The sequence below is a fragment of the Ectopseudomonas composti genome (assembly GCF_001567565.1).
In the GTDB taxonomy this organism is placed as follows: Bacteria; Pseudomonadota; Gammaproteobacteria; order Pseudomonadales; family Pseudomonadaceae; genus Aquipseudomonas; species Aquipseudomonas composti_A.
In genome coordinates this window covers 87,684-114,111 of sequence record NZ_LSSW01000002.1, presented here as the reverse complement: position 1 = coordinate 114,111, position 26,428 = coordinate 87,684, and the positions used below count along the sequence as shown (strand labels likewise).

22 protein-coding genes and 1 tRNA gene are annotated in these 26,428 nt (G+C 64.3%); 13 read left to right on the top strand and 10 right to left on the bottom strand.

The window, feature by feature from the left end; genetic code table 11:
* Positions 1–32 precede the first annotated feature (32 nt).
* Positions 33–257 carry a DUF1127 domain-containing protein gene (locus PCLY_RS00550; RefSeq protein WP_061237290.1) on the bottom strand — a complete coding sequence of 75 codons (225 nt, stop codon included), beginning with the start codon at positions 255–257 and terminating at the stop codon, positions 33–35.
* A gap of 182 nt (positions 258–439) precedes the next feature.
* Here PCLY_RS00550 and PCLY_RS00545 point away from each other — a divergent pair, with 182 nt between their 5' ends.
* Positions 440–1,894, top strand: a complete 1,455-nt coding sequence (locus PCLY_RS00545) for an aminotransferase-like domain-containing protein (RefSeq protein WP_061237288.1) — start codon at positions 440–442, stop codon at positions 1,892–1,894.
* A gap of 6 nt (positions 1,895–1,900) precedes the next feature.
* On the opposite strand, the gene PCLY_RS00540 is transcribed toward PCLY_RS00545, so the two are convergent.
* Entirely contained in the window at positions 1,901–3,058 is a 1,158-nt protein-coding gene (locus PCLY_RS00540) for an MFS transporter (protein WP_061237286.1), read from the bottom strand.
* A gap of 194 nt (positions 3,059–3,252) precedes the next feature.
* A complete protein-coding gene (locus PCLY_RS00535) occupies positions 3,253–4,746 on the bottom strand; it encodes an aldehyde dehydrogenase (protein WP_061237284.1) in 1,494 nt (497 codons plus the stop codon).
* A gap of 255 nt (positions 4,747–5,001) precedes the next feature.
* Here PCLY_RS00535 and PCLY_RS00530 point away from each other — a divergent pair, with 255 nt between their 5' ends.
* Positions 5,002–5,361 carry a cupin domain-containing protein gene (locus tag PCLY_RS00530; protein ID WP_061237282.1) on the top strand — a complete coding sequence of 120 codons (360 nt, stop codon included), beginning with the start codon at positions 5,002–5,004 and terminating at the stop codon, positions 5,359–5,361.
* Positions 5,362–5,528: 167 nt separating this feature from the next.
* The gene (locus PCLY_RS25270) at positions 5,529–6,614 is read left to right on the top strand and encodes a methyl-accepting chemotaxis protein (RefSeq protein ID WP_082767986.1); all 1,086 of its coding nucleotides are present in this window, start codon (positions 5,529–5,531) and stop codon (positions 6,612–6,614) included.
* A 204-nt stretch (positions 6,615–6,818) separates the two neighbouring features.
* Here the strand turns inward: PCLY_RS25270 and gabT are convergent, their stop codons facing one another.
* Both gabT and gabD read right to left on the bottom strand, forming a co-directional pair.
* Positions 6,819–8,099, bottom strand: a complete 1,281-nt coding sequence (gabT, locus tag PCLY_RS00520; protein WP_061237278.1) for a 4-aminobutyrate--2-oxoglutarate transaminase — start codon at positions 8,097–8,099, stop codon at positions 6,819–6,821.
* Positions 8,100–8,359: 260 nt separating this feature from the next.
* Entirely contained in the window at positions 8,360–9,811 is a 1,452-nt protein-coding gene (gene gabD, locus PCLY_RS00515) for an NADP-dependent succinate-semialdehyde dehydrogenase (protein WP_061237276.1), read from the bottom strand.
* Positions 9,812–10,157: 346 nt separating this feature from the next.
* Here gabD and PCLY_RS00510 point away from each other — a divergent pair.
* From PCLY_RS00510 to PCLY_RS00500, 3 genes are all read left to right on the top strand, one after another.
* Positions 10,158–10,234, top strand: a tRNA-Arg gene (locus tag PCLY_RS00510).
* A gap of 396 nt (positions 10,235–10,630) precedes the next feature.
* On the top strand, positions 10,631–11,692 hold the full coding sequence (locus PCLY_RS00505) for an extracellular solute-binding protein (RefSeq protein WP_061237274.1): 1,062 nt from the start codon (positions 10,631–10,633) through the stop codon (positions 11,690–11,692).
* 142 nt (positions 11,693–11,834) lie between these two features.
* The gene (locus tag PCLY_RS00500) at positions 11,835–13,322 is read left to right on the top strand and encodes an aldehyde dehydrogenase family protein (protein WP_061237272.1); all 1,488 of its coding nucleotides are present in this window, start codon (positions 11,835–11,837) and stop codon (positions 13,320–13,322) included.
* Positions 13,323–13,433: 111 nt separating this feature from the next.
* Here the strand turns inward: PCLY_RS00500 and PCLY_RS00495 are convergent, their stop codons facing one another.
* The 5 genes from PCLY_RS00495 to paaN all read right to left on the bottom strand — a co-directional run bounded on the left by PCLY_RS00495 (position 13,434) and on the right by paaN (position 18,335).
* Positions 13,434–13,820 (bottom strand): c-type cytochrome, encoded by a 387-nt coding sequence (locus PCLY_RS00495; protein ID WP_061237271.1) that lies wholly within the window; start codon positions 13,818–13,820, stop codon positions 13,434–13,436.
* A 209-nt stretch (positions 13,821–14,029) separates the two neighbouring features.
* Positions 14,030–14,950, bottom strand: a complete 921-nt coding sequence (feaR, locus tag PCLY_RS00490) for a transcriptional regulator FeaR (RefSeq protein ID WP_061237269.1) — start codon at positions 14,948–14,950, stop codon at positions 14,030–14,032.
* A 74-nt stretch (positions 14,951–15,024) separates the two neighbouring features.
* On the bottom strand, positions 15,025–15,948 hold the full coding sequence (paaX, locus tag PCLY_RS00485) for a phenylacetic acid degradation operon negative regulatory protein PaaX (protein WP_061237267.1): 924 nt from the start codon (positions 15,946–15,948) through the stop codon (positions 15,025–15,027).
* A 91-nt stretch (positions 15,949–16,039) separates the two neighbouring features.
* A complete protein-coding gene (gene paaY, locus PCLY_RS00480) occupies positions 16,040–16,639 on the bottom strand; it encodes a phenylacetic acid degradation protein PaaY (protein WP_061237265.1) in 600 nt (199 codons plus the stop codon).
* Positions 16,626–18,335, bottom strand: a complete 1,710-nt coding sequence (paaN, locus tag PCLY_RS00475; protein WP_061237263.1) for a phenylacetic acid degradation protein PaaN — start codon at positions 18,333–18,335, stop codon at positions 16,626–16,628. Before paaN ends, paaY begins: the two co-directional genes overlap by 14 nt.
* 398 nt (positions 18,336–18,733) lie before the next feature.
* Here paaN and paaF point away from each other — a divergent pair, with 398 nt between their 5' ends.
* The 7 genes from paaF to paaA all read left to right on the top strand — a co-directional run bounded on the left by paaF (position 18,734) and on the right by paaA (position 26,412).
* Positions 18,734–19,507 (top strand): 2,3-dehydroadipyl-CoA hydratase PaaF, encoded by a 774-nt coding sequence (paaF, locus tag PCLY_RS00470; RefSeq protein ID WP_061237261.1) that lies wholly within the window; start codon positions 18,734–18,736, stop codon positions 19,505–19,507.
* 41 nt (positions 19,508–19,548) lie between these two features.
* A complete protein-coding gene (gene paaG / locus PCLY_RS00465; RefSeq protein ID WP_061237259.1) occupies positions 19,549–20,340 on the top strand; it encodes a 2-(1,2-epoxy-1,2-dihydrophenyl)acetyl-CoA isomerase PaaG in 792 nt (263 codons plus the stop codon).
* Between the two features lie 4 nt (positions 20,341–20,344).
* On the top strand, positions 20,345–21,868 hold the full coding sequence (gene paaH / locus PCLY_RS00460; RefSeq protein WP_061237257.1) for a 3-hydroxyacyl-CoA dehydrogenase PaaH: 1,524 nt from the start codon (positions 20,345–20,347) through the stop codon (positions 21,866–21,868).
* Positions 21,855–22,304: a hydroxyphenylacetyl-CoA thioesterase PaaI gene (gene paaI / locus PCLY_RS00455; RefSeq protein WP_061237255.1), complete on the top strand. Its 450-nt coding sequence runs from the start codon at positions 21,855–21,857 to the stop codon at positions 22,302–22,304. Before paaH ends, paaI begins: the two co-directional genes overlap by 14 nt.
* Before the next feature lie 7 nt (positions 22,305–22,311).
* Complete coding sequence (pcaF, locus tag PCLY_RS00450; protein WP_197432112.1) at positions 22,312–23,517, top strand: 3-oxoadipyl-CoA thiolase; 1,206 nt, start codon at positions 22,312–22,314, stop codon at positions 23,515–23,517.
* Between the two features lie 171 nt (positions 23,518–23,688).
* Positions 23,689–25,005, top strand: a complete 1,317-nt coding sequence (gene paaK / locus PCLY_RS00445; protein ID WP_061237251.1) for a phenylacetate--CoA ligase PaaK — start codon at positions 23,689–23,691, stop codon at positions 25,003–25,005.
* 414 nt (positions 25,006–25,419) lie between these two features.
* The gene (gene paaA, locus PCLY_RS00440; protein ID WP_061237250.1) at positions 25,420–26,412 is read left to right on the top strand and encodes a 1,2-phenylacetyl-CoA epoxidase subunit PaaA; all 993 of its coding nucleotides are present in this window, start codon (positions 25,420–25,422) and stop codon (positions 26,410–26,412) included.
* Positions 26,413–26,428 lie beyond the last annotated feature (16 nt).

Sequence of the window (26,428 nt, the reverse complement as noted above, 5' to 3'; positions counted from 1 at the left end):
GATGCAGCGACGCAACCCGGCTTGCTTCCGGGCTACAACTTCCAGAACGGCAGGTTCGCCTCGCGCTCGGCCTGCGCGCGGCTGAGGCCGATGTCGCGCAGTTGCTGGTCGTTGAGCTTGAGCAGCACACGGCGGGTGTTCAGGCGCCGCCAGAAGGCCGGCCAGTCGCGCCCGAAGTAGCGAGCTTCGCCCTGCCCTGTCGCGCCCCGTACAAGCTCACCCGCTGCGGCAAAATCTGTCTTGCTGAACCCAGTCATCTTTGCGCTCCCCTAGCCTTCTGTCATGGGAGATCAGAATGCCGTCAGCAGAAAAGCCATGACAGATCCAAAAAACTCTTATTAACCCCATACAGATTTCGCTTTTTTTCCCTGAATGGGAATTTTCGCACTGATCTGTACTGGTCCAAGCTCACATACCCCACGCCAACCGGACGACTGTCATGACGCTCTATCTGAACCTGGCCGAGCTGCTCGGCACCCGCATCGAGCAGGGGCTGTACCGCCCTGGCGACCGCCTACCGTCGGTACGCAGCCTCAGCCAGGAGCATGGCGTCAGCCTCAGCACGGTGCAGCAGGCCTACCGCCATCTGGAGGACATGGGCCTGGCCTCGCCACGGCCGAAGTCCGGCTACTTCGTACCGCTGGGGCGACAGATGCCCGCACTGCCGCAGATCAGCCGGGCAGCGCAGCGGCCGGTCGAGGTATCGCAGTGGGACCACGTGCTGGAGCTGATCAGCAGCTCACCGCAGCACGACATACTGCAGCTGGGTCGCGGTCGCCCGGACATAGGCGGCCCAACGCTGAAACCGCTGCTGCGCAACCTGTCGCGTCAGGCGCGCCGGCAGGATCCGGACGTGCTCACCTACGGCGGTATTCGTGGCGATATCCGCCTGCGCGAGCAGATCGCCCGGCTGATGCTCGACTCTGGCTGCCGGCTGGCCGCCGAGGACCTGGTGATCACCACCGGCTGTCACGAGGCGCTGTCGGCCGCGGTACGTGCCATTTGCCAGCCCGGCGATATCGTCGCGGTCGACTCGCCGAGCTTCCATGGCGTGATGCAGGCGCTCAAGGGCTTCGGCATGAAGGCCCTGGAACTGCCCACCGATCCACTCACCGGGATCAACCTCGACGCCCTGGAAATGGCCCTGGAACAGTGGCCGATCAAGGCCATCCAGCTCACCCCGAACTGCAACAATCCGCTCGGCTACATCATGCCCGACGCCAACAAGCGCGCACTGGTGGCTCTGGCGCAGCGCTTCGACGTGGCCATCATCGAGGACGATGTCTACGCCGACCTCGCCTACAGTTACCCGCGCCCGCGCAGCATCAAGTCCTTCGATGAGGACGGCCGCGTGCTGTTCTGCAGCTCGTTCTCCAAGACTCTGGCGCCGGGCCTGCGGGTCGGCTGGATCGCCCCCGGGCGTTATCTGGAGCAGGTGGTGCACATGAAGTACCTGGGCACCGGCAGCACCGCGCAACTGCCGCAGCTGGCCATCGCCGAGTACCTCAAGGACGGGCACTACGAACCGCACCTGCGGCGAATGCGCGCGCAGTACCTGCGCAGCCGCGACCTGATGGTGGATTGGGTCAGCCGCTACTTCCCGGCCGGCACGCGGGTCAGTCGCCCGCAGGGCAGCTTCATGCTGTGGGTGGAGATGCCGCAGGGTTTCGACAGCCTGAAGCTCAATCGCGCCCTGCTGCCGCACAAGATTCAGATCGCGCCGGGCAGCATCTTCTCTGCGGCGGGCAAATACCGTAACTGCATCCGCCTCAACTACGCCGAACCGCCGAGCGAAGTGATCGAGGCGGCGGTGAAGCAGATCGGCGCGACCATCGCCGAGCTGATCGAAGAGGCCGACCTGCAGCAGACGCAGGACCTCGGGCAGTGGCGCTGAACCGCGTCAGGAGCGCGCCGCACCCGCCGTTTCTATCTCGCTGAAGGCGCCCTGCCGGCTGGCGAGGATGATGAACACGAAGGCCCCGACGGCCATCAGCAGCGGCAGCGCGTGGCCGCTCAGCCACTGGCTGACCGCGCCGGTGGTCAGCGGCCCGATCAGGCAGCCCAGGCCCCACAGCTGGGCGACATGGGCATTAGCGCGCACCAGCTCGTCATCGCGATAGCGCTCGCCGATCATGATCAGCGACAGGGTGAACAGACCGCCCGCACTGGCCCCGAAGGCCACCAGCACCGGCCAGATGATCGGCGTATGCAGCAACGGCGGAATCGCCAGACTGGAGACCAGCAGCACACTGCCGCAGGCGCGGAACAGCAACTGTCGCGACATGCGGTCGGCCAGCCAGCCAATGGGCAGTTGCAACACCGCATCGCCGACCACCACCACGCTGACCATGAACAGCGCCACCTCCTGGGTGAAACCCTGACGCAGGCCATAGACCGGCAGCAGGGTCAGCATCATGGCTTCGAAGGCAGCGAACAGCATCACCGCCCAGGCAATCGCCGGCAGCTTGCGGCAGAACACCAGCAACCCGCGCCCCGAAGCGCTGTGCGCGTCCACCTGGGGTGCGCCACTGCGCCCGAGCAGAATCAGCGAGCCGCCGATCAAAAGGCATACGCCCGTCCAGAAACCGGCGTCGGTGGCCGTACCGAGCGCCGTCAGCAACAACGGTCCACTGAGCTGGCTGAGGGCATAACCGGTGCCGTACAGCGCCACCAGCCGACCGCGCCACTTCTCCACCGCCAGCTGGTTGATCCAGCTTTCGCCAAGGATGAACACCACGGTCAGGGCCACACCGATGAACAGGCGCAGGCCGACCCACACCGCGTAGTTCTGCACCAGCGCCAGCCCCGCTACCGACAGTGCGCCCAGCAGCAGGCACAGCTGCATCAGCACGGTGGTGCCGAAGCGCGCCGCCAGGCGACCGGCCAGCAAGGCGCCGAGCAGCACGCCGACGGCCGGAGTCGCCGCCATCACGCCGATGGCGAAGGAGTCGTAGCCCCAGCTTTCCAGGCGCAACGAGACCAGTGGCATGGTCACGCCCAGTGCCAGACCGATGCTGATGACTGCCGAGCAGACGGCGAAATAGGTGCCCCAACGCATTGCCAAATTCCTTGGTTGACGAGCGGCTGCAAAGACAACGGCCGGACTCCCTAAGGGAGCCCGGCCGCAGGTTTCGGGAGCGATATAGCCAGTAGTGTCGCTGCGTTCTCGGCCCTCTCCCCCAGCCCCTCTGCCATGAATGGGAGAGGGAAGCCGATTACCTGGCCGACGACCAGTAGATCGCCCCGCTATCCTTACAGCTTGATCCAGGTGGACTTCAGCTCGGTGTACTTGTCGAACGCATGCAGCGACTTGTCGCGGCCGTTACCGGACTGCTTGAAGCCACCGAACGGTGCGGTCATGTCGCCGCCGTCATACTGGTTGATCCACACACTGCCGGCGCGCAGCGCCTTGCCGACCAGGTGGGCGCGCGACAGATTGCTGGTCCATACCGCTGCGGCCAGGCCGTAGACGGTGTCGTTGGCGATGGCGATGGCTTCGTCCTGATTGTCGAAACCGATCACCGACAGCACCGGGCCGAAGATCTCTTCCTTGGCGATGCGCATGGCGTTGTTCACACCGTCGAAGATGGTCGGCTCGACGTAGGTGCCGCCGCTCTCTTCCAGCACTCGCTTGCCGCCGGCCACCAGCTTGGCGCCATCGTCATGGCCAGCCTGGATGTAGCTCAGCACGTTGTTCATCTGCGTGGTGTCGACCAGCGCGCCAACGGTGGTCGCCGGGTCCAGCGGGTTGCCCGGTTTCCAGGCCTTGATCGCCTCGACCACCATGGGCACGAACTGGTCCTTGATGCTGTTTTCCACCAGCAGGCGCGAGCCGGCGGTGCACACTTCGCCCTGGTTGAAGGCGATGGCGCTGGCGGCTGACTCGGCTGCGGCCTGCAGGTCCGGCGCGTCGGCGAAGACGATGTTCGGGCTCTTGCCGCCGGCTTCCAGCCAGACGCGCTTCATGTTCGACTCGCCGGCGTAAACCATCAGTTGCTTGGCGATCTTGGTCGACCCGGTGAACACCAGGGTGTCGACGTCCATGTGCAGGGCCAGAGCCTTGCCCACGGTGTGGCCGAAGCCAGGCAGCACGTTGAATACGCCCGCCGGAATACCCGCCTCGATGGCCAGCTGGGCGACACGGATGCCGGTCAGCGGCGATTTCTCGGACGGCTTGAGGATGATCGAGTTACCGGTGGCCAGCGCCGGGCCGAGCTTCCAGCAGGACATCAGCAGCGGGAAGTTCCACGGCACGATGGCGGCGACCACACCCACCGGCTCGCGGGTAACCAGCCCGAGCTGGTCATGCGGCGTGGCGGCGACTTCGTCATAGACCTTGTCGATGGCCTCGCCGCTCCAGCGAATGGCATTGGCCGCGCTGCTGACGTCGATGCTCAGCGAATCGCTGATCGGCTTGCCCATGTCCAGGGTTTCCAGCAGAGCCAGCTCTTCGCCATGCTGCTCGATCAGCGCAGCAAAACGGATCATCACCTTCTTGCGCTGGGCCGGCGCCATGCGTGACCACACGCCAGAGTCGAAGGTGGCGCGGGCGTCCTTGACCGCCAGGTCGGCGTCGGCCTGGTCACAGCTGGCCACCAGGCCGAGCAAGCGGCCATCGACCGGGCTGATGCATTCGAAGGTGGCGCCGGACGCGGCGGCACGGTACTCACCATGTACGAACGCACGCGTTTCGATGGTCAGGGTCTTGGCACGCTGTTCCCAGTCGGCACGAGTCAGGCTAGTCATTCCGGCATCCTCTCAATGGGTGGAAGCGGCGCCCAAAGGGGCGCGCACTGTCAATAATTCTGCAAGGCCAGATCGCTGGCCAAATCCTGTCCGCCACACTAAACCAGAGGGCTGTGGCTTTTCAATATTTTTGACAAAGACTGGAAAAAGCCCTTGTCATGTTCGTTTTTTTAAACATAGACTGCTACCACGATTTCACCCGCGGCCGCCCTGCCGATCGCGCGGTAGCCGCCACCGAAACCACGGAACAGCCAGATGAACATCGAGCAGATCGTCGACTTCGCCCAGGCCGGCACGGCCGCCGAACACTACCGCCCGGCGCCAGAAAAGGTGCTCAAGGGCGACCCCGAGCAAAGCGTGCGCAATCACTACAGCAGCCCGTGCGGCCAGTTCAGCACCGGCATCTGGGAAGGCGCAGTCGGTCAGTGGAAGGTGAGCTACACCGAACACGAATACTGCGAGATTCTCCAGGGCGTTTCCGTGCTGCGTGACGCCGACGGCAATGCCAAGACCGTACGCGCTGGCGACCGTTTCGTGATTCCCGCCGGTTTCTCCGGCACCTGGGAAGTACTCGAAACCTGCCGCAAGGTGTATGTAATCTTCGAGCCCAAGTAAGTTCCCGAACTCCAGTTGCGTGTCTCCCTCTAGCCCGCCATGTGCGGGCTTTTTTCCGTCTGCATTGCTGCTCGGCGTCAATGCGGCGTACGGGCTACAGCTCGATAATTTGATACCGATAACAAAGACCAACGTCATCCGTAGTTTCCCGCCTGGAGTAGCACCCCATGTTCGACCGTAAATTGCGCCAGCAATGCCAAGACCTACAGAATCAGGTCGAGCGTCTTGTTGCCGAGAAGCAGGCCATGCAGCGCGAGCTGGAGGATGCCCGCGAACTGCAGCGACAGACGCAGCAGGAGCAGCATCGACTCAACGCCATGAGCCGCTTTCGCGAGCAACTGCAGGTCGAACTGAACAACTTCCAGGAGTCACTCTCGGCCACCCGTGACGGCGTAGTCGCGCAAGCGGAACAGTTGCGTGTCGAGGTCGAAAAGCAGCGTGAGCACCAAGGCGTGTTCCAGCAAACCTCGACCCTGCTCGCCGGTTTTTCCAACGCACTCGGCGGCATGTCCGAGCAGGGCGTGCAGAGCGTGCAGAGCGTCGAACTGTTGCAGGGGCGGGTCGGCGACATCAGCCGCATCGTCGAGCTGATCAAGGCCATTTCCGACCAGACCAACCTGCTGGCCCTCAACGCCGCCATCGAAGCGGCCCGCGCCGGCGAGCAGGGTCGTGGCTTTGCCGTGGTCGCTGATGAGGTGCGGGCCCTGGCGCAGCGCACCCATCAGGCCACCCAGGAGATCAGCCAGCTCGTCGCCAGCATCAACCAGGAAACCGAGCGCGCCAGCAGTGCCATCGGTCAACTGTCCAGCGAGGCCTCACGGCTGTCCGGTGACGTCTCGCAGTCGGCGAGCACACTAGATCGGATGGTCGAATTGGGCGAGCACATGAATGCCCTGATCGAGCGCATCGCCCTCGGCTCCTTCTGCGAAGCGGTCAAACTCGACCACCTGCTGTTCAAGTTCGAGGTCTACCAGCGCCTGCTGCGCAACGACAGCAATACCGGGATGACCGACCACCAGAGCTGCCGCCTGGGCCGCTGGTATCAGGATGGCGAAACCGTCGCTCGTTACGGCAAGACGCGCGGTTATCAGCAACTGGAGGCTCCACATCGCCAGGTGCATGAGGCTGCGCACGAAGCCCTGCACGCCGCGCAGAACCAGGATTGGTCGCGCACCCTGCAGGCTGTGGCGCAGATGGAGCGAGCCAGCCATGACGTCAGCCAGCAACTCGACTCGCTGAGCCGAGGACACTGAGCCCAGCCGTAGCCCGGATGCAGCGGGTAGGGAATCCGTCGCGGCTAAAGCCCCTCCCACAGGCTGTAGCGCACCTGTGGCAGGCGCTTCAGCGGCGACTGGCCAGGGCCGAAGCCCCTGGCTCCAGACAAAAAGACCCGCACGCGGCGGGTCTCAGGTGCGCCCGGTGCGGTCAGCCACGGGCGCAGGTACAGCAGGAACGACTCAGGCCAGTTCGTCGAAACACTCGGCGACTATGGCGATGCCCTTCTCCAGCTGCGCGTCAGGGATGGTGACGGGCATCAGGAAGCGGATGACGTTGTAGTAAGTGCCGCACGACAGCAGGATCAGGCCCTTGTCGCGCGCCTTGGCGACGATCTTGCCAACCAGCTCGGCAGCCGGCTTGCTGTGGTCACCGCCTTCGAACAGCTCGATGGCGACCATCGAACCCAGGCCGCGCACATCACCGATCACCTTGTGCTTCTCGGCAATCTTGTTCAGGCCCGCCTTGAGCTTCTCGCCGACGAGGTTGGAGCGCTCCAGCAGCTTCTCTTCGTCGAACACCTTGAGCACGGCCAGGGCCGCGGCGCAGGCAATCGGGCTGCCAGCGTAGGTGCCCCCCAGGCCACCGGGGGCGATCTTGTCCATGATCTCGGCCTTGCCGCATACACCGGAGATCGGGAAGCCGCCGCCAACGGACTTGGCGAAGGTGGTCAGGTCCGGGATCACGCCCAGTTGCTCGGTGGCGAAGAAGGTGCCGGTACGGCCAGCGCCAGTCTGCACTTCGTCAGCGATCAGGAGGATGCCGTGCTGGTCGCACAGGGCACGCAGGCGCTGCATGAACGGCTTGGAGTTGACGTAGAAGCCACCCTCACCCTGCACCGGCTCGATGATGATCGCGGCGATGTCCTGCGGCTGCGCGTCGTTCTTGAAGACGCGCTCGATGCTGGCGATGGACTCGTCCTCGCTCACACCATGCAGCGGGCACGGCGCCTGGGCGCGGTACACGCCAGCGGGCATCAGGCCCATGCCGGCGGAGTACGGCACCACCTTGCCGGTCAGCGACAGGGTCATCATGGTGCGGCCGTGGTAGGCGCCGGTGAAGGCAATCACGCCGGCGCGGCCAGTGGCGGCACGGGCGATCTTCACCGCGTTCTCCACGGCTTCGGAGCCGGAGGTGACCAGCAGGGTCTTCTTGGCGAAGTCACCCGGCACGCGCTTGGCGATCTCTTCGCAGAGCTCGATGTAGGGCTCGTAGGCCAGCACCTGGAAGCAGGTGTGGCTCAGCTTGGTCAGCTGTTCCTGAACGGCGGCGACCACTTTCGGGTGCAGGTGGCCGGTGTTCAGCACCGCAATGCCGCCGGCGAAGTCGATGTACTCGCGGCCTTCGACGTCCCACACGGTGGCGTTCTCGGCGCGCTCGGCGACGATCGGGTGGATCTGACCGACACCGCGCGGTACGGCGGCCTGGCGGCGTTGCAGCAGGGATTCGTTGGTCTTGCTCATGGTGTCCTCATGGCCGTCATCGGGCGGCTCGGTTGCAAGGAAATGCCTCTGGAGGTGGTTCGCCGCAGCATACGATGATCGACTGCGTCGGGCCGCCGGAGGCGGGGGAAATTCTGGCTCGCTACGCTCCAGCTCAAAGCGCCAGGCGCGTCGCGAGCGATGGTCGGGCTAGGCGGCGCAAGCGGGAAAAGCGCAGTTGGCTGTAGCCAATGAGCATTTTCCAGTTTGCACCAACGACGCCCGACCGAGTGCAGCAGCGACTAGATGCCGCCCAGGCACATGTACTTGATCTCGAGATAGTCCTCGATCCCGTACTTGGATCCTTCGCGGCCCAGGCCGGAAGCCTTCACACCGCCGAACGGCGCGACTTCGTTGGAGATCAGGCCGGTGTTGATACCCACCATGCCGTACTCCAGCGCCTCGGCCACGCGGAACACGCGGCCCAGATCGCGGGCATAGAAGTAGGAGGCCAGGCCGAACTCGGTATCGTTGGCCATGGCGACCACCTCGGCCTCGTCCTTGAAGCGGAACAGCGGCGCCAGCGGGCCGAAGGTCTCTTCCTTGGCCACGGCGGCGGTCTTCGGCACGTCGAGCAGAATGGTCGGCTCGAAGAAGGTGCCACCGAGGGCGTGCGGCTTACCGCCCAGGGCCAGCTTGGCGCCCTTGTTCACGGCATCGGCGATGTGCTCCTGAACCTTGGCCACGGCCTTCTCGTCGATCAGCGGACCGGTGGTGGTGCCGTCTTCCAGACCGTTGCCGATCTTCAGCTTCGCCACGGCGGCGATCAGCTTCTCGGCGAAGGCCTCGTAGACACCGTCCTGCACGTAGATGCGGTTGGCGCAGACGCAGGTCTGGCCGTTGTTGCGGTACTTGGAGATCAGCGCGCCTTCGACGGCAGCGTCCAGGTCGGCGTCATCGAAGACGATGAACGGCGCGTTACCACCCAGTTCCAGCGACACCTTCTTGATGTCCTGGGCGCATTCGGCCATCAGCTGGCGACCGATCTCGGTCGAGCCGGTGAAGGACAGCTTGCGCACGATCGGGTTGCTGGTCAGCTCGCCACCCACTTCGCCGGCGCTGCCGGTGACCACGCTCAGCACGCCTTTGGGGATGCCGGCGCGCTCGGCCAGCTCGACCAGGGCCAGGGCGGAGAACGGGGTCTGCGAAGCCGGCTTGATCACCATGGTGCAACCGGCGGCCAGTGCCGGACCGGCCTTGCGGGTGATCATCGCGGCGGGGAAGTTCCACGGGGTAATGGCGGCGGTGACGCCGATCGGCTGCTTGATCACGATCAGACGCTTGTCCGGCTGGTGGCCCGGGATCACGTCGCCGTAGACGCGCTTGGCTTCTTCGGCGAACCACTCGATGAACGACGCAGCATAGGCAATCTCGCCCTTGGCTTCGGCCAGCGGCTTGCCCTGCTCCAGGGTCATCAGGCGGCCGAGGTCATCCTGGTTTTCCATCAGCAGCTCGAACCAGCGACGCAGCTTGTTCGCACGCTCCTTGGCGGTCAGCGCACGCCAGGCCGGCAGCGCCTTCTCGGCGGCCTCGATGGCGCGGCGGGTCTCAGCACGGCCCATCTTCGGCACATGGCCAATGATCTCGCCAGTGGCCGGGTTGTTCACGGCAATGGTCTGACCGCTGTCGGCGTCCAACCACTGGCCATCGATATAAGCCTGTTGGCGCAGCAGCTGGGGGTCTTTCAGTTGCATGGCAGTCTCCTTCAGTTCCGACACCCGGGCGTCGGCGTAAGTCGTTGGAGTCACGGGCAGAGCCCGCAAGGTCGAAACGAGCCGTGCGGGGCCTGATAATGGATTCAGAACCGTTGAACGTGCGAGGGTTCAGAATGACTGAACACGCCGTTTGAAATCTCAAACGAATCCTAGGATCGGCAAGGGTAAAGGGCAATAGGCGGCCAAGGAAAATCCATAAAATAATGGCAAAAACTTCTCAGAAGGCCGTTCTGGCAGCGCAAAAGTGTAAAGTGCGTTTTAAATAATGCACAGCCATGCAGAATGGACGCTAACCGCCGAGATGCGTATGATTGCGCCCCGCAACGCACTCGTAGCTCAGCTGGATAGAGTACTGCCCTCCGAAGGCAGGGGTCGTGGGTTCGAATCCCGCCGAGTGCGCCAGATAGCGAAAGGCCCCAGATGAAAATCTGGGGCCTTTTTGTTTCTGCAGCCACTCAACTCAAGGCGCCGTCTGATAGACGTCATACGGCAACGATGAGATCCGCCCGCGACGCGCCTTTTAACTCGTTGCCCATCTCCTGCTCGTTCCGGCTACCGCCATACCAAAGCAGCTCGCTCATTCTCCAGAAGCAGCAACTGGGCCGCACGCGCATTGGCCTGCCCGCATGCAGGTGCTTATCGCCCCGGCCGCAACCCGTGATCGTTTGGCACACCGACACCAGAACTTGGCACCCAGAAGCAAACTCCAGCGGGCCGATCTGGCTTAAATGGCTTGCAGAAGTCCAGCACTCGGCAGTTTGAACGCTGGACGAACGTCAATGCCTGCGGAGGTGCCCGATGAAAGTACTGCTTGCCTTGCTCGCTCTGCTGGCAACCATCGCTCAGGCGCATGCCGAACAGGTAGTGCGCGTGTACGGGTGGAAGGACTACCTGGCCCCTGACGTGCTCAGAGATTTTCAGCAGCAAACCGGTATTACCGTCGATTACCAGACCTATACCAGCACCGACGAGTTGCGCCAGGCGCTCAGTGATGGCTCGCACTATGACCTGGTGATGCCGAGCCATTTCATGCTCGAACAACTGATCGAGGAGCAGCGGCTGACGCCGTTGGATACCGGGCAGCTGACGCACTACGCCGAACTCGACCCCTGGCTGCTGACGATTCTCGCCGGCCTGCCACAGGCCAACCGTTACGCGGTGCCCTATCTATGGGGCTCCACCGGGCTGGTAATCGCCCCAGACCTGGCGCAAGCCAGCTACGGCGCTCCCCCGCCCAACAGCTGGAAGCTGATGTTCGAGGCCGCCGAAACAGAACGGCTCAGCACATGCGGCGTAGCGATGCTGGACGCTTCCGATGAGACCTCATCAGTGCTGCTCAACTACCGCGGGCGGCGCCTGTCGCGTATCACCAACCGCCAGTTGATCAAGCAACTGGACGGATTGAAGGCCGTCACGCCGTTCATTCGCACGATGAACAACTGGGACTTCGTCGACGACCTCATAAACGGCAAGCTGTGTCTGGCCATGGCCTGGAGCGGCCATGCCGTGCGTGCGATGCAGGACAATCCGAAGCTCGTCTACCGCATTCCGGAAGAAGGCGCGGCGATCTTCATCGATACCCTGGCGATCCCGAGCGATGCCGCCAACCCGCAACTGGCCTACCGCCTGCTCGATTTCCTGATCGACCCGCCAATCGCACTGCGCAACGCGCTCAACTCTCGTTTCTATGCACCGCTGCCTAACGAGACGCCAGCCATGCAGAGCTTCGCAAAAGCGCACCCGGCACAGGTGCTGACGACCGATCAAAGACGACGCAGTTATCTGCTCGAGAGCGTGCCCACCTCACAACGCAAGATCCTCGATGAAGCCTGGCAGGACCTGAAGAGGAACCGCTATTGAAGCCCCAGGCGATTGAGGCGCTCTCGGCATGCGCGCCCTGGATAGGGCGCGGCAAGCAGCACAGCGACAAAGCAGCAAATTCCCCTACGAGGCCCCGCCAATACCAACAAGCTCGGGCCACTCAAGCCCCTCAGGAGACCCCATGAGCGAAATTCAGTTACTGCCCAAAGTACGCCAATACCTGCAACGCGATCACGGCCACTTCATCGACGGCCAGTACCGCGCGGGCACCTCCAGCCGGCACGTTCCCATCGTCAACCCGGCCAACGGCGAAGTGATCGCACAGATCACCTGCGCCACCGCCGACGAGGTCGAGTCGGCCGTCGCGGCCGCCCGGCGCAGCTTCAAGGGCGAGTGGGCACAGACTTCGCCTTATCAGCGCGGCGTGGTCCTCAACCGCCTGGCCGACCTGATGGAAGCCAACGGCGAGGAACTGGCGCAGCTGGAAACCCTGTGCTCGGGCAAATCCATCCACCTCTCGCGCATGTTCGAAGTCGGCCAGAGCGCCATCTTCCTGCGCTACTACGCCGGCTGGGCGACCAAGATCAGCGGCGAGACCATGACCCCGTCGTTCCCGTCCATGGCCGGCGAGCAGTACACCGCCATGACGCGCCGTGAGCCAGTCGGCGTGGTCGCGGGCATCGTGCCCTGGAATTTCTCGGTAATGATCGCCATCTGGAAGCTCGGCGCAGCCCTAGCAACCGGCTGCACGCTGATCCTCAAGCCGAGCGAATTCACCCCGATCACCCTGCTGCGCCTGGCCGAACTGGCCATAGAAGCAGGCTTACCGGCAGGCGTACTGAACGTGGTCAACGGTACGGGTGAAGTCGGTGCCCAGCTGATCGAACACCCCAAGGTAGCCAAGGTTTCGTTCACCGGCTCGGTCCCAACGGGCCTCAAGGTCGGTCAGAGCGCAATGGCCGCCAACCTGACCCGCGTGACCCTGGAGCTGGGCGGCAAGAACGCCGCCGCACTCTTGCCCGATGCGGATATCGATGCCGCCGTGGCCGGCCTGATCCAGACGGGCTACGTGCACCAGGGCCAGGTCTGCGCCTCGCCGGAGCGCATCTATGTGCACCGCTCGCAGCTCGATGAAACCCTGGCCAAGTTCGCCGCAGCGGTGAAGGGCATGAGCATTGGCTCGCCACTGGACGAGAGCGTGCAGTTCGGCCCGCTGGCCAACAAGCCGCAGTTCGACAAGGTGTCGCAATTTCTCGCCGCGGCCCGCCATGACAACCAGGTCATCTGTGGCGGCAACCCGCTTGCGGGCTCGGGCTTCTACGTCGAACCCACCGTGCTCCTGGCCAACGGCCCGCAGGATCGCTTCCTGCACGAGGAAACCTTCGGCCCGATTCTCTGCGTAGTGCCTTACGACGAAGTGGATGAACTGCCGGCACTGATCAATGACTCGCCCTTCGGCCTCACCGCCAGCATCTGGACCAACGACCTGTCCCGTGCGCTGCGCCTGATCCCGCAGATCGAGGCAGGCACGGTCTACGTCAACATGCACACCTTCCTCGACCCATCGGTGCCCTTCGGCGGCATCAAGGCATCCGGCATGGGGCGCGAGTTCGGCAGCGCCTTCATCGATGACTATACCGAGCTGAAGTCGGTGCTCATTCGCTACTGAGGGTAGGGCGCCCGGCCAGATTCGCTGGTCGGGCGCCTTGCTGCATGCGCGCGGGTGCAGCCGATGAGATTGAAACGACGGGCAGTTGCGCTGCAGTGCCCGCTGCTCGGGTTACTTCTGCGTGCTCAGGAAGCACGCCACTGCCTGGCGATCCTCGGCATTCGCCAGGCCCATGTAGGGCATGTAGGTACCGGCCACGAATGCCTGAGGTGAAGCGATGAACTGCTCCAGGCTTTGCATCTGCCATTCGACCGCCTTCGCCTTCATCGCCTGGGAATAGCTGAAACCAGGCAGACTCCCCGAGGTTCGACCAAACAGGCCCTTGAGATTCGGCCCCATCTTGGTGGCACCGCCCACGGCGACCGAATGGCACACCGAGCATTCGCTGGTAAACAGCGCCTCACCCTTGTGCTGCTGCGCAGTGGTGCATTGCGCCGCGAACACAGGCGCAGACAGCAGCAGGCAGCCAAGGCCGGCCAGCTTGGTTAGGGTTTTCAAAGCAGAACCTCACATCATCCAGTTTCTGAACAGGCCAGCGGCGATGTCGCCAAACTCAGCCGTTTGCCCTCTGGATTGTCCTCGCTCGGCAGCGAGGGGGTTTTATTGCCTGTGCCAGGCCCCTTTGCCAACTTGCCAAAATGGGAAAAGCGCCGCGCCAGCCCCTGACAGAGGCCGGCGGCCACGCGCACGACTGATACAGGCTGCGCCTAGCGCCCGCTGTAGCGCTTGCGGTAATCGCTCGGGGATACCCCGAAGCGCGCCTTGAAGGCCGTGGAGAAGTAGCTGGAGTCGGTAAAACCCCATTCGTAGCCCAGAGCCGAGAGCTTCTGCTCGCTGCCGGCCTGACGCAGCGTCTCGGCGCAGAAGTCCAAGCGCCGGTTCTTGATGTACTGCGCCACGACCAGGCCCTTCTTGGCGAACATGCGATACAGACCCCGCATCGAAACACCCACCTCCCGGGCGATGGCCTCCGGGCAGAGCTCCTCGCTGCAGATATGTTCGTCAATGAAACGCAGCGTCTTGCGGAACAGCCGCTCGTGGGCGTCGGGAACGCTGTCGCTGGCACACAATACGGGCCGCAACAGGCTGACCAGCGCCTCAAGGGTCGCCTCGCTCTCGCTGACGCTCAGCGCACCCTGCTGGGTCGACTCGAGAATCAGGCGGTTGGCCATTGCCGCCATCGGCGCGCTGGCGGGAATGCGCTGAGCGCAATGCACTTCGGTGAAGCGCCGACTCTGCTCAAGCAGGTGGCGCGGAAGGATCAGGGAGATCTGCCGCGAAGAATCCTCGTAGAGAAAATTGTTCGGCACGCTGGAGTCGATCAGGGTGATATCGCCTGGCTGCATTTCCACGCAGTTACCCGCTTGCTCCATGCCTGCACGCCCCGACAACTGGGACACCAGGTAGAAATGCTTGCAGTCACTCTGCGCTATTTCCTTCGACGAGCGAAACAGGCGCGCCTGGGTAATGTCAACGAAACTCAATCTCAGCGCACCCGTCTGGTGCTCACGGATGGAGCCGGAGAATCCTTCACCCAGGCATTGGGCATCGAAATGCCCGCACACTTGATTGACGTCATGCAGCCAGCCATCGAAGCGGCCGGCTATTTCTGCTCGTAAGATCGTCATGGCTTTAGAGCCTCACACTCGGCTGGATCTTGTTATAGGTTGCCGCTGTGCCAGATTGTTACCGTCAGCAGTTACTACTTTAGCCCTCCGAAACGCTGATAGAAACTTTCACTGGCATCAGGCAGAGGGCCATCGGCCGTTTCCAGCGTGGCATTCAGCCAGGCCTCGGCACTGCAATAGATGAGACGGTAAATATTGCGACACAGCTGACGTGCAGCACGCCCTTCCCAGTCGCCCGGGAGGAGCTCATCCGGCAACTGCGGATCGCGCAGCAGCAACCGGCGATACTCATGGATCAGCAAGGTTCGCGCCAGAAAGCAGTCTGCAGGCTTCAGGCTTTCCTGCTCCCTCAGCTCCTTCCACAGCGGGCGGAACAGCTGGATGAATTCACTGTAATGCCTGCCCAGCTCATCGATGTTCCAGCTCTCGCGAACCTGGGCGCGTAGCGCTCTCGAAGCCAGGACATCCTGGGTGCGGGTCTCGAAGATGATGCTGTCGTCCAGGGCATCGAGCTCCTGCAGCGTCGCGCTGACGTCGACCCGGTCGCAGCGGGGGTTGGCCAGCACCGTCGGCGCGATTGCACCAAAACCTTGCCACTCCAGCTCTTCGCGCACCTGTTTGCGCTTGTCCTGCGACAACTGCGAAAGCACCACCAGGCACCAGGCACCGTCCCACACCGGCACACTGGAGCTGTAGACCCGCTTGAAGGCCTTCTCGAAGCGGCGCCGACCGGCGCCGGTCAGGCTGTAGTAACTGCGCCGCCCGACCTTCTCGGCGCTCAACCAGCCTTCCTTGGTCAAACGAAAGATCGAGGTGCGGATCAGCCGCTCGTTGATGCCCATGGGCTCGAGCAACTGAATCAGGCTACCCAGCCACACGGTACCGCCATGGGGTTCTATGGCATCGCCGTACAGGGTGATGATCAGCGAGCTGGCGCGAATCGGCGTCTGCTGCTGGAAGCGGGTGATGAGTTGGTCCAAGGGAGCAAGCGAAGTCATGGGCATTCTGGAAGCGGAAAAGATGCCGAATATACCCGCTGGTACTTCGGCATGACCATCGGCGCGGGGCGCCGTTTCGAGTTCAGCGGGCTCATGGCGACGAACTCCCCTTGGGCCGCAGTCCCCGGTCGGCGATGCGTGGCCGCTGCGCCTCGACGGCCGGCAGCGGTTCGCAGACCGCGAGGCTCTCCATGCAACGCCGAGCCAGCACCTGGTATTCATGGGTGCCTGTGCGTTTCCAGGCCACTTCCTCATCGCTGAGGCTGCGTTTGACCTGCGCCGGCGCGCCCATCACCAGTGACTGCTCGGGGCAGCTGAAACCTGCCTTGACGAAGGCAGTGGCAGAAACGAAGGAGCGCGCGGCGATCTCGGCGCCATCCATCACCACGGCATTCATGCCCACCAGTACGTCTTCGCCAATTTGGCAGCCATGCAGCACGGCGCCGTGGCCGATATGGCCATTGCGCCCGACCACGGTGTCGCTGTCGGGAAAGCCATGCATGACGCAGGTGTCCTGGATGTTGGCGCCTTCTTCGAGGATGATCCGGCCGAAATCGCCACGCAGACTGGCCAACGGCCCGACATAGCAGCCCGGGCCGATGATCACGTCGCCGATCAACACCGCGCTGGGATGTACGTAGGCCGTGGGGTGCACCACAGGCACCAGGCCATCGAGGCTATAGCAGGTCATCGGCACGCTCCCAGGCAGCGACATGACGGCGACTCTGCACCACGACGAAACGCCGCACGACGAAGGCCATGTCGGTAATCGAGGCGTTCGCCGCCGGGTTGCCGCCGCTGGCATGAAAGTCACTGAAGGCAGCCGACTGGTTGACCAGCACGCCGCCATCGAGGTTGATCGACAATGCCACCGCCACCTCCTGGGACAGCGCTTCGGCACGCTCCAGCACCTTGTCGTCGGTGCTGTAGACGCCCAGGGTCAGGGCGCCTTTCTCGGCGATCAGCTCACCGGCGAGTTGCAGGCTGTGGGCACTGTCGTCGGTGGCGATGACGAAGGCGATGGGGCCAAAACGTTCTTCGCCATAGGCCTCCCTGGCGCTGGCATCGACCTGCAACAGCAGCGGCGTGTGCACGCGCGCCCCCGGAAATTGCGGATGCTCGCGAACTTCGCTGTCGAGCAGTAGTTCACCCAGCCTCCGGCAAGCCTGGATACGCTCGGCAGTAGCGTCCGACTGGATGGCGCCGAGCACCGCGCAGGCGCGCTCGTTGTCGCCGAGAAAGTCACGGATGGCGCCAGCCAGGCCCTGGGCCACCTCGTCGAAGGACAGATGGCCGTCGGCAGTGGCGATACCGCCGCGTGGCACGTAGATGGCCTGCGGGGTGGTGCACATCTGCCCGGAATAGAGGTTCAGGGAGAGCGCCAGGTTGCGCGCCACGGCCTGGAAATCCCGCACGCTGTCGATGATCACGCTGTTGATGCCAGCTTTCTCGGTGAAGACCTGAGCCTGCCGCGCATTGGCCTCCAGCCAGTTGCCGAAGGCGCTGGAGCCGGTGAAATCCACCAACTTCACCCGCGCATCCAGCGCCAGGCGCTGACTCACGGGGGCCTCGGGAGTATCGACCACAAGACTGACCAGGGCCGGATCGAAGCCCAGCTCAGCCAGCACCTGTTGCGCCACCTTGACGCTCATCGCCAGCGGCAGGATGGCGCCCGGGTGCGCCTTGACCATGACCGGGTTGCCGCTGACCAGGCTGGCGAACAGCCCGGGGTAGGTGTTCCAAGTCGGGAAGGTGGAACAGCCGATCACCAACGCCAGGCCACGCGGCACGATGTGCCAGCGCTTGTTCAACAGCAGCGGCGCCTGCTTGCCCTGTGGCTTGATCCAGCTGGCAGTCTCCGGCACCGCGGCCATGGCCTGCCAGGCATAGGCCAGCACTTCCAGAGCACGATCCTGGGCATGCGGCCCGCCAGCCTGGAACGCCATCATGTAGGCCTGCCCACTGGTATGCATCACGGCATGCGCCAGCGTCGGGCTCAGCGCATTGAGACGCTGCAGTATTTCCATGCAGGCCCCCAGGCGCGCGCGCGGCCCGGCATCACGCCAGGCCGGCAGAGCCGCCTGCAGGCGCGTCATCAGCGCATCGGCATCGTACTGGTCGTAGCTCACGCCCAATTCCAGCCCATAAGGGGAGCGCTCGCTCCCTACTCGCGCCAGCGGGTCCGGCCCTTCCAGCTCGAAATGCCGCCCCAGCAGCGCCTCGAATTGCGCCTGCGCGTTCTGCACCGAGGCCTCCGGGTACTGCTTGAGGCTCTCGGGGAACGGCGACCAGTAGCCCCGCTCGCCAATGGCCTCGACGGCACGTTGCAGGGTCGGGCGGTGACGCTCGAACAACTCGATAGCGGCAACCTGGGCTTGCGTGGACATGAAGAACTCCTCGACCCATACAGGCCTTGAAAATGGCGCAAATAAACACGCTTCGTTTCATTTTTTGTATCACATAAGAAAAACATAGAAAAGCGCCAGTTTCTGTATCGGATGCCAGGCACCCCTGCGCAAACCCCATAAACACGTCAAGAACGCCGAATAAAGCTAGCCCTGAGCATGGCTCGGGGAATCCCACGACCGCATGCCCGCGCCATTCTCACCACAAAAAGACACGTAAATATTATTTTTCACTCTTGTTTTGTATCGCTTTGTGCATATACTCGAAGCCAGGTCGAGCCGTGAACTAGCGGCTCGTCTCCGCGAAGGGCACCGCCCCGAGCCACTAATCAATAAGAGCGGCTGGCACCAAGCCGCGCGTGCAGCAGAGGACGTTCGCCATGCCTCGTACCCTTGCCGTCCTGCAGCCAGAGCAGGGCGTCCGCCTAATCACCTTGCAGCGCCCCGAGGCGCTCAATGCGCTGAACACCGAATTGCTCGCCGAGCTGGCCAGCGAACTGGATCTCGCCGAGCAGGACATCAACACCCGCGTGGTGGTCATCACCGGCAGCCGCAAGACATTCGCCGCCGGCGCCGATATCAAGGAAATGGCCGAGCGCGATCTGGTGGGCATCCTCAATGACCCACGCCTGGCGCACTGGCAGCGCATCACCCGCTTCAGCAAACCGCTGATCGCCGCCATCAATGGCTTCTGCCTGGGCGGAGGCTGCGAGCTGGCCATGCACGCCGACATCCTCATCGCCGGCGAGGACGCGCGCTTCGGCCAGCCGGAAATCAACCTCGGCATCATGCCCGGCGCTGGCGGCACCCAGCGTCTGCTACGCGCGGTGGGCAAATCCCTGGCCATGCAGATGGTGCTCGGTGGCGAGTCCATCGACGCCCGCCACGCCCTGCGTGCCGGACTGGTCAGCGAAGTGACCCAGCCTGAATTCACGGTCGAGCGGGCCATGGCCATCGCCCGCCTGATCGCCCAGAAGGCGCCGCTGGCCGTGCGCCTGGCGAAAGAGGCCGTGCTCAAGGCCGAGGACACCGACCTGGCCAGCGGCCTGCGCTTCGAGCGCCACGCCTTCACCCTGCTGGCCGGCACCCGCGACCGCGACGAAGGCATCCGCGCCTTCCAGGAAAAGCGTCGTCCCGACTTCACCGGCCAGTGACCACTGGCCACCCTCTCCCGCCGCACCGGAGCGCCCGAGACATGACCTTCGACCACATCCTCTTTGCCATCGAGGCGGGTGTCGCCACCCTCAGCCTCAATCGCCCAGAGCAACTGAACAGCTTCAACGCCAAGATGCACGGCGAAGTCCGCGAAGCCCTCAAGCAGGTACGCCAGAACCCGGAGGTTCGCGTCCTGTTGCTGACTGGTGAGGGCCGTGGCTTCTGCGCCGGTCAGGATCTGGCCGACCGCAACGTCGCGCCGGACAGCGCCGCGCCGGATCTGGGCGCCTCCATCGAGCAGTTCTACAACCCGCTGATCCGCACCCTGCGCGACCTGCCCATGCCGGTGATCTGCGCGGTCAACGGCGTCGCCGCCGGCGCCGGGGCCAATATCCCCCTGGCTTGCGACCTGGTGTTGGCCGCCCGTTCCGCCAGCTTCATCCAGGCCTTCTGCAAGATCGGCCTGATCCCCGACTCCGGCGGCACCTGGACCCTGCCACGCCTGGTCGGCATGGCCCGTGCCAAGGCCCTGGCCCTGCTGGGCGAGCGCCTCAGCGCCGAGCAGGCCGAGCAGTGGGGGTTGATCTACCGCGTGGTGGACGACGCCGAGCTGCGCGACGAAGCCCTCAAGCTGGCCCGCCATCTGGCGACCCAGCCCACCTACGGCCTGGCGCTGATCAAGCGCAGCCTCAACGCCAGCCTGAACAACGGCTTCGACGAGCAACTGGAACTGGAGCGCGATCTGCAGCGCCTGGCCGGTCGCAGCGAGGACTACCGCGAGGGCGTCAGCGCCTTCATGGCCAAACGCACCCCTGCCTTCAAAGGACGCTGAGCCCATGCCTGCCCTGCCCAACACCTCACTCGTCGCCGTCATCGGCGCCGGCGCCATGGGTGCCGGCATCGCCCAGGTGGCGGCCCAGGCCGGCCATCCGGTGCGCCTCTATGACAACCGCCCCGGCGCCGCCGCCCAGGCCGTGGAGGGCATCGCCCGCCAGCTCGCTCGCCTGGTCGAGAAAGGCAAGCTCGACGCCGACGCACAACGTGCCATCGTCGCTCGCCTGCAACCTGCAGACGCACTGCAAGAGCTGGCCGATGCCCACCTGGTGATCGAAGCCATAGTCGAGAACCTGGAGGTCAAACGCAGCCTGCTGCGCGAACTGGAAGCGCTGTGCGCCCCCACCTGCATCCTCGCCAGCAACACCTCGTCGCTGTCGATCACCAGCCTGGCCACCGGCCTGAAGCACCCTGGTCGGGTGATCGGCATGCACTTCTTCAACCCGGCACCGCTGATGGCTCTGGTGGAGATCGTATCGGGCCTGGACAGCGACCCTGCGCTGGCCGACAGCCTGCATGCCACCGCCAAAGCCTGGAACAAGAAGCCGGTGCACACCCGCTCCACTCCGGGCTTCATCGTCAATCGCGTGGCGCGCCCCTTCTATGCCGAAAGCCTACGCCTGCTGCAGGAAGGCGCCGCCGACTGCGCCACGCTCGATGCGCTGCTGCGTGATGCCGGTGGCTTTCGCATGGGCGCCTTCGAGCTCACCGACCTGATCGGCCATGACGTCAACTACGCCGTCACCTGCTCGGTGTTCGACGCCTACTACGGCGACTTCCGCTTCCAGCCTTCGCTGATCCAGAAGGAACTGGTCGACGCCGGCCGCCTGGGCCGCAAGAGCGGTCGCGGCTTCTACGACTACGCCGAAGGTGCCCAGCGCCCCAACGCCAGCGAGTTGAGCAGCGACCTGAGCGTCGACGGCTGCGTGGTGGAGGGCGACCTGGGTGCGGCCGAGCCGCTGCTGGCACGCCTGCAGGCGGCCGGTCTGGCGGTGACCCGGCGTGACGGCGCCGGCCTGCTGCGGGTCGGTGACGCGGTGCTGGCACTCTCCGACGGGCGCCTGGCCAGCCAGCGTGCCCGCGAGGATGGCCTGGCCAACCTGGTGCTGCTGGATCTGGCGCTGGACTACGCCAAGGCCAGCCGCCTCGGCATCAGCTGGGCAGCCGACACCTCCAAACTCGCCCGCGACCAGGCCGTGGCGCTGCTGCAACGCGCCGGCATCACGGCCAGCCCGCTGGCCGACCTGCCGGGCCTCGCCGTACTGCGCACCGTCGCCATGCTCGCCAACGAGGGCGCCGATGCCGTGCTGCAAGGCGTTGGCTCGGCGGCGGACATCGACCTGGCCATGCAGGCCGGCGTCAATTACCCCCGGGGGCCGCTGGCCTGGGCCGACGCCATCGGCCTGCCGAGCGTGCTGCGCATTCTCGACAACCTGCAGGCGGCCTACGGCGAAACCCGCTACCGCCCATCACTGCTGCTGCGGCGTCATGCCGTCGAAGGGAGGGTCTTCCATGACCAACTATGAAGCACTGTCATTGGCAGTGGAGTGCGGCCGCGCGCTGTTCGAGCGCGACAGCGCCAGCCAGGCCATGGGCATGCGCCTGATCTCCGTGGCACCCGGCCAGGCACAGGTCGGCATGAGCGTGCGCGCCGACATGGTCCAGGGCCACGGCACCTGCCACGGCGGCTACCTGTTCGCCCTGGCCGACTCGGCCTTCGCCTTTGCCTGCAACAGCTATAACGAGGCCACCGTGGCCATCGGCTGCAGCATCGACTATGTGGCCCCGGCCAGCCTGGGTGACACCCTTACCGCCCAGGCCAGCGAGCAGAGCCGCAGCGGACGCACCGGCAACTACGACGTGCGTATCGAGAACCAGAACGGGCAACTGATCGCCCTGTTCCACGGCAAATCCTACAGAGTGCGCGGCACAGTGCTGGCGCAGGAGACCCCTGATGAATGACGCCCAACTGCACGATGCCCTGATCATCGACGCCGTGCGCACCCCCATTGGCCGCTATGCCGGCGCGCTGGCCAGCGTGCGTGCCGACGACCTCGGCGCCATCCCTATTCGCGCCCTGCGCGAGCGCCACCCGGAGCTGGACTGGAACGCGGTGGACGACGTGATCTACGGCTGCGCCAACCAGGCCGGCGAGGACAACCGCAACGTCGCGCGCATGGCCGCGCTGCTCGCCGGCCTGCCGCAGAGCGTGCCCGGCACCACCCTCAACCGCCTGTGCGGTTCCGGCCTCGATGCTGTGGGCAGCGCGGCGCGCGCCCTGCGCTGCGGCGAGGCCGGACTGATGATCGCTGGCGGCGTCGAGTCCATGTCCCGCGCGCCACTGGTTATGGGCAAGGCGGAAACCGCCTTCTCGCGCCAGGCCGAGCTGTTCGACACCACCATCGGCTGGCGCTTCGTCAACCCGCTGATGCAGGCCGAGTTCGGCATCGACTCCATGCCGGAGACGGCCGAAAACGTCGCCGCGCAATTCGCCATCTCCCGCGCCGACCAGGACGCCTTCGCCCTGCGTAGCCAACAGCGCGCCGCCGCCGCCCAGGCCAACGGACGCCTGGCGAAAGAGATCGTCGCCGTGGAGATTGCCCAGCGCAAAGGGCCACCCAAGGTAGTGAGCCAGGACGAACATCCGCGTGGCGACACCACCCTGGAGCAACTGGCCAGACTGGGCACGCCGTTCCGCGCCGGCGGCTCGGTCACCGCCGGCAACGCCTCGGGCGTCAACGACGGCGCCTGCGCCCTGCTCCTGGCCAGCCCCGCCGCCGCCCGCCAGCACGGGCTGGAGGCCCGCGCCAGAGTGGTCGGCATGGCCAGCGCCGGGGTCGAGCCACGCATCATGGGCATCGGCCCGGTGCCAGCCACCCGCAAGGTGCTGGAGCTGACCGGGCTGACCCTGGCCGAGATGGACGTGATCGAACTCAACGAAGCCTTCGCCGCCCAGGGCCTGGCCGTGCTGCGCGAACTGGGCCTGGCCGACGACGACGCCAGGGTCAACCCCAACGGCGGCGCCATCGCCCTCGGCCATCCACTGGGCATGAGCGGCGCCCGCCTGGTCACCACCGCCCTGCATGAACTGGAAGAACGCGGTGGCCGCTACGCCCTGTGCACCATGTGCATCGGCGTCGGCCAGGGCATCGCCCTGATCATCGAACGAATTTGACTCACGAAGGAGCGCACGCCCTGCCATTCATCGTGAAAGCGGCGGACTGGCAGGCACAGCAAAGACTCTGACACGGAGCGCGAACTACCCCAAGAACCGGGAGCGCTATGCTCCCTCATGACACTCGCGGCCCCTGCCGGGCTGGCGTACAAGAACAACTCGAGTGAAACCATGAACATGTACCATGATGCCCAACGTGCCCTGCTTGACCCGATCGAAACCGCCAGCGTCGATGAACTGCGCCAGCACCAGCTGCAGCGCATGCGCTGGAGCCTGAAACACGCCTACGACAACGTGCCACTCTACCGCCGCCGCTTCGACGAGGCCGGCATACACCCGGACGACCTCAAGTCACTGGACGACCTGGCCAAGTTCCCCTTCACCAGCAAGGGTGACCTGCGCGACAACTACCCCTTCGGCATGTTCGCCGTGCCACAGAGCGAGGTCGTGCGCGTCCATGCCTCCAGCGGCACCACCGGCAAACCGACCGTGGTGGGCTACACGCAGAACGACATCGACACCTGGGCCAACGTGGTGGCGCGCTCGATTCGCGCAGCCGGCGGGCGCAAGGGCGACAAGGTGCATGTCTCCTACGGCTACGGCCTGTTCACCGGCGGCCTCGGCGCGCATTACGGCGCCGAGCGCCTGGGCTGCACCGTGATCCCCATGTCCGGTGGCCAGACCGAGAAGCAGGTGCAACTGATCCGCGACTTCCAGCCCGACATCATCATGGTCACGCCGTCGTACATGCTGAACCTGGCGGACGAGATCGAGCGCCAGGGCATCGACCCGCACAAGCTGGCGCTGCGCCTCGGCATCTTCGGCGCCGAACCCTGGACGGCCGAGCTGCGCCGGGCCATCGAGGAGCGCCTGGGCATCACCGCCCTGGACATCTACGGCCTGTCGGAAATCATGGGGCCAGGTGTCGCCATGGAATGCGCCGAAAGCAAGGATGGCCCGACCATCTGGGAAGACCACTTCTACCCCGAGATCATCGACCCGGTGACCGGCCAGGTGCTACCGGACGGCGAGTACGGCGAGCTGGTGTTCACCTCCCTGTCCAAGGAGGCGCTGCCGATGATCCGCTACCGCACCCGCGACCTCACCCGCCTGCTGCCTGGAACCGCACGCCCGATGCGGCGCATGGACAAGATCACCGGCCGCAGCGACGACATGCTGATCATCCGTGGCGTGAACGTGTTCCCGACCCAGATCGAAGAGCAGGTGCTGAAGGTTCGCCAGCTCTCCGAGAACTATGAGATCCACCTGTTCCGCAACGGCAATCTGGACAGCATCGAGATCCATGTCGAACTCAAGCACGAGCACGATGGCCTGGGCGAAGCCCAGCAGCAGTCCCTGTGCAACGAGTTGTCGAAGCACATCAAGACCTACATTGGCATCAGCTCGCGCATCGTCCTGCGTCCCAGCTATTCGCTGAAACGCTCCGAAGGCAAGGCCTGCCACGTGTACGACAAGCGCAACCTGTAAGCGCACCACTGTGCGAGGCGCTGCATTGCCAGCGCCTCGCACGCCTACCCCCTCACCGACAACAACCCGAGATGCAGCCGACTGCCTCACGGCTGCATTCGCTCATCAAATAAAACCGAAATATAAAACAAGAATATATTTTTGTGTCTCTTTATAGAGCATCCCGTGCCACGGCTCTGGGCGCTATCTACGCCACGGAAAATTCTATTGCCGCTAGACGCTATCGGACTCCAAGCGCACTTATGACGCTTTCCCCTTCCTCGCTCATGACCAGAAAGCATGAGGACGGCTTTCAGATACGATACAAAAATCTAATCCGATACACATTTTAGTGTTTGATATTTTTTTACGTATCATTTAAAAATATCACCATGGCAACGCCACCCCACGAACCCCGCACAGCTGGAGAACGGCATGTACGCACAATTGGTTGAGACCGGCGTGAAGCGCGTGAAGACGCTGGAGGAAATGCCTCCCGAGGAACGCGCCTTCCAGGAAAAGATCGACGCTGAAATCAAGATCGAACCGAAGAACTGGATGCCCGACGGTTACCGCCAGACGCTGATCCGGCAGATGTCCCAGCACGCCCACTCGGAGATCGTCGGCATGCTGCCCGAAGGCAACTGGGTGACCCGCGCCCCGACCCTCAAGCGCAAGCTGCAATTGATGGCCAAGATCCAGGACGAAGCCGGCCACGGCCTGTACCTGTACAGCGCCATGGAAACCCTGGGCGCCTGCCGTGACGAGGAAATCGCCAAGCTGCATGCCGGCAAGGTGAAGTACTCGAGCATCTTCAACTACCCGACCCTGAACTGGGCCGACATGGGTGCCGTGGGCTGGCTGGTGGACGGTGCTGCCATCGTCAATCAGGTGGTGCTGCAACGCACCTCCTACGGCCCCTACTCGCGCGCCATGGTCCGCATCTGCAAGGAAGAGTCCTTCCACCAGCGCCAGGGCTACGAAATCCTCCTGCACATGATGCGTCACGGTAACCAGGCGCAGCAGGACATGGTGCAGGACGCCATCAACCGCCTCTGGTGGCCGGCCCTGATGATGTTCGGCCCGAGCGATGCCGACTCCCCCAACAGCGCCCAGTCCATGGCCTGGAAGATCAAGCGCCAGAGCAACGACGAGCTGCGCCAGCGCTTCATCGACCAGACCATGCCGCAACTGCAGCTGCTCGGCTGCACGGCCCCCGACCCCGACCTGAAGTGGAACGAAGAACGCGGCCACTACGACTTCGGCGAGATCGACTGGAGCGAGTTCTACGCCGTGCTCAAGGGCAACGGCCCGTGCAACCACGAACGCATCGCCACCCGCCGCAAGGCCATCGAAGACGGTGCCTGGGTGCGTGAAGCCGCCGTGGCTTATGCGCGCAAACAACAACACAAACTCGACGCCGCCTGAACCGACAACCCCTGCC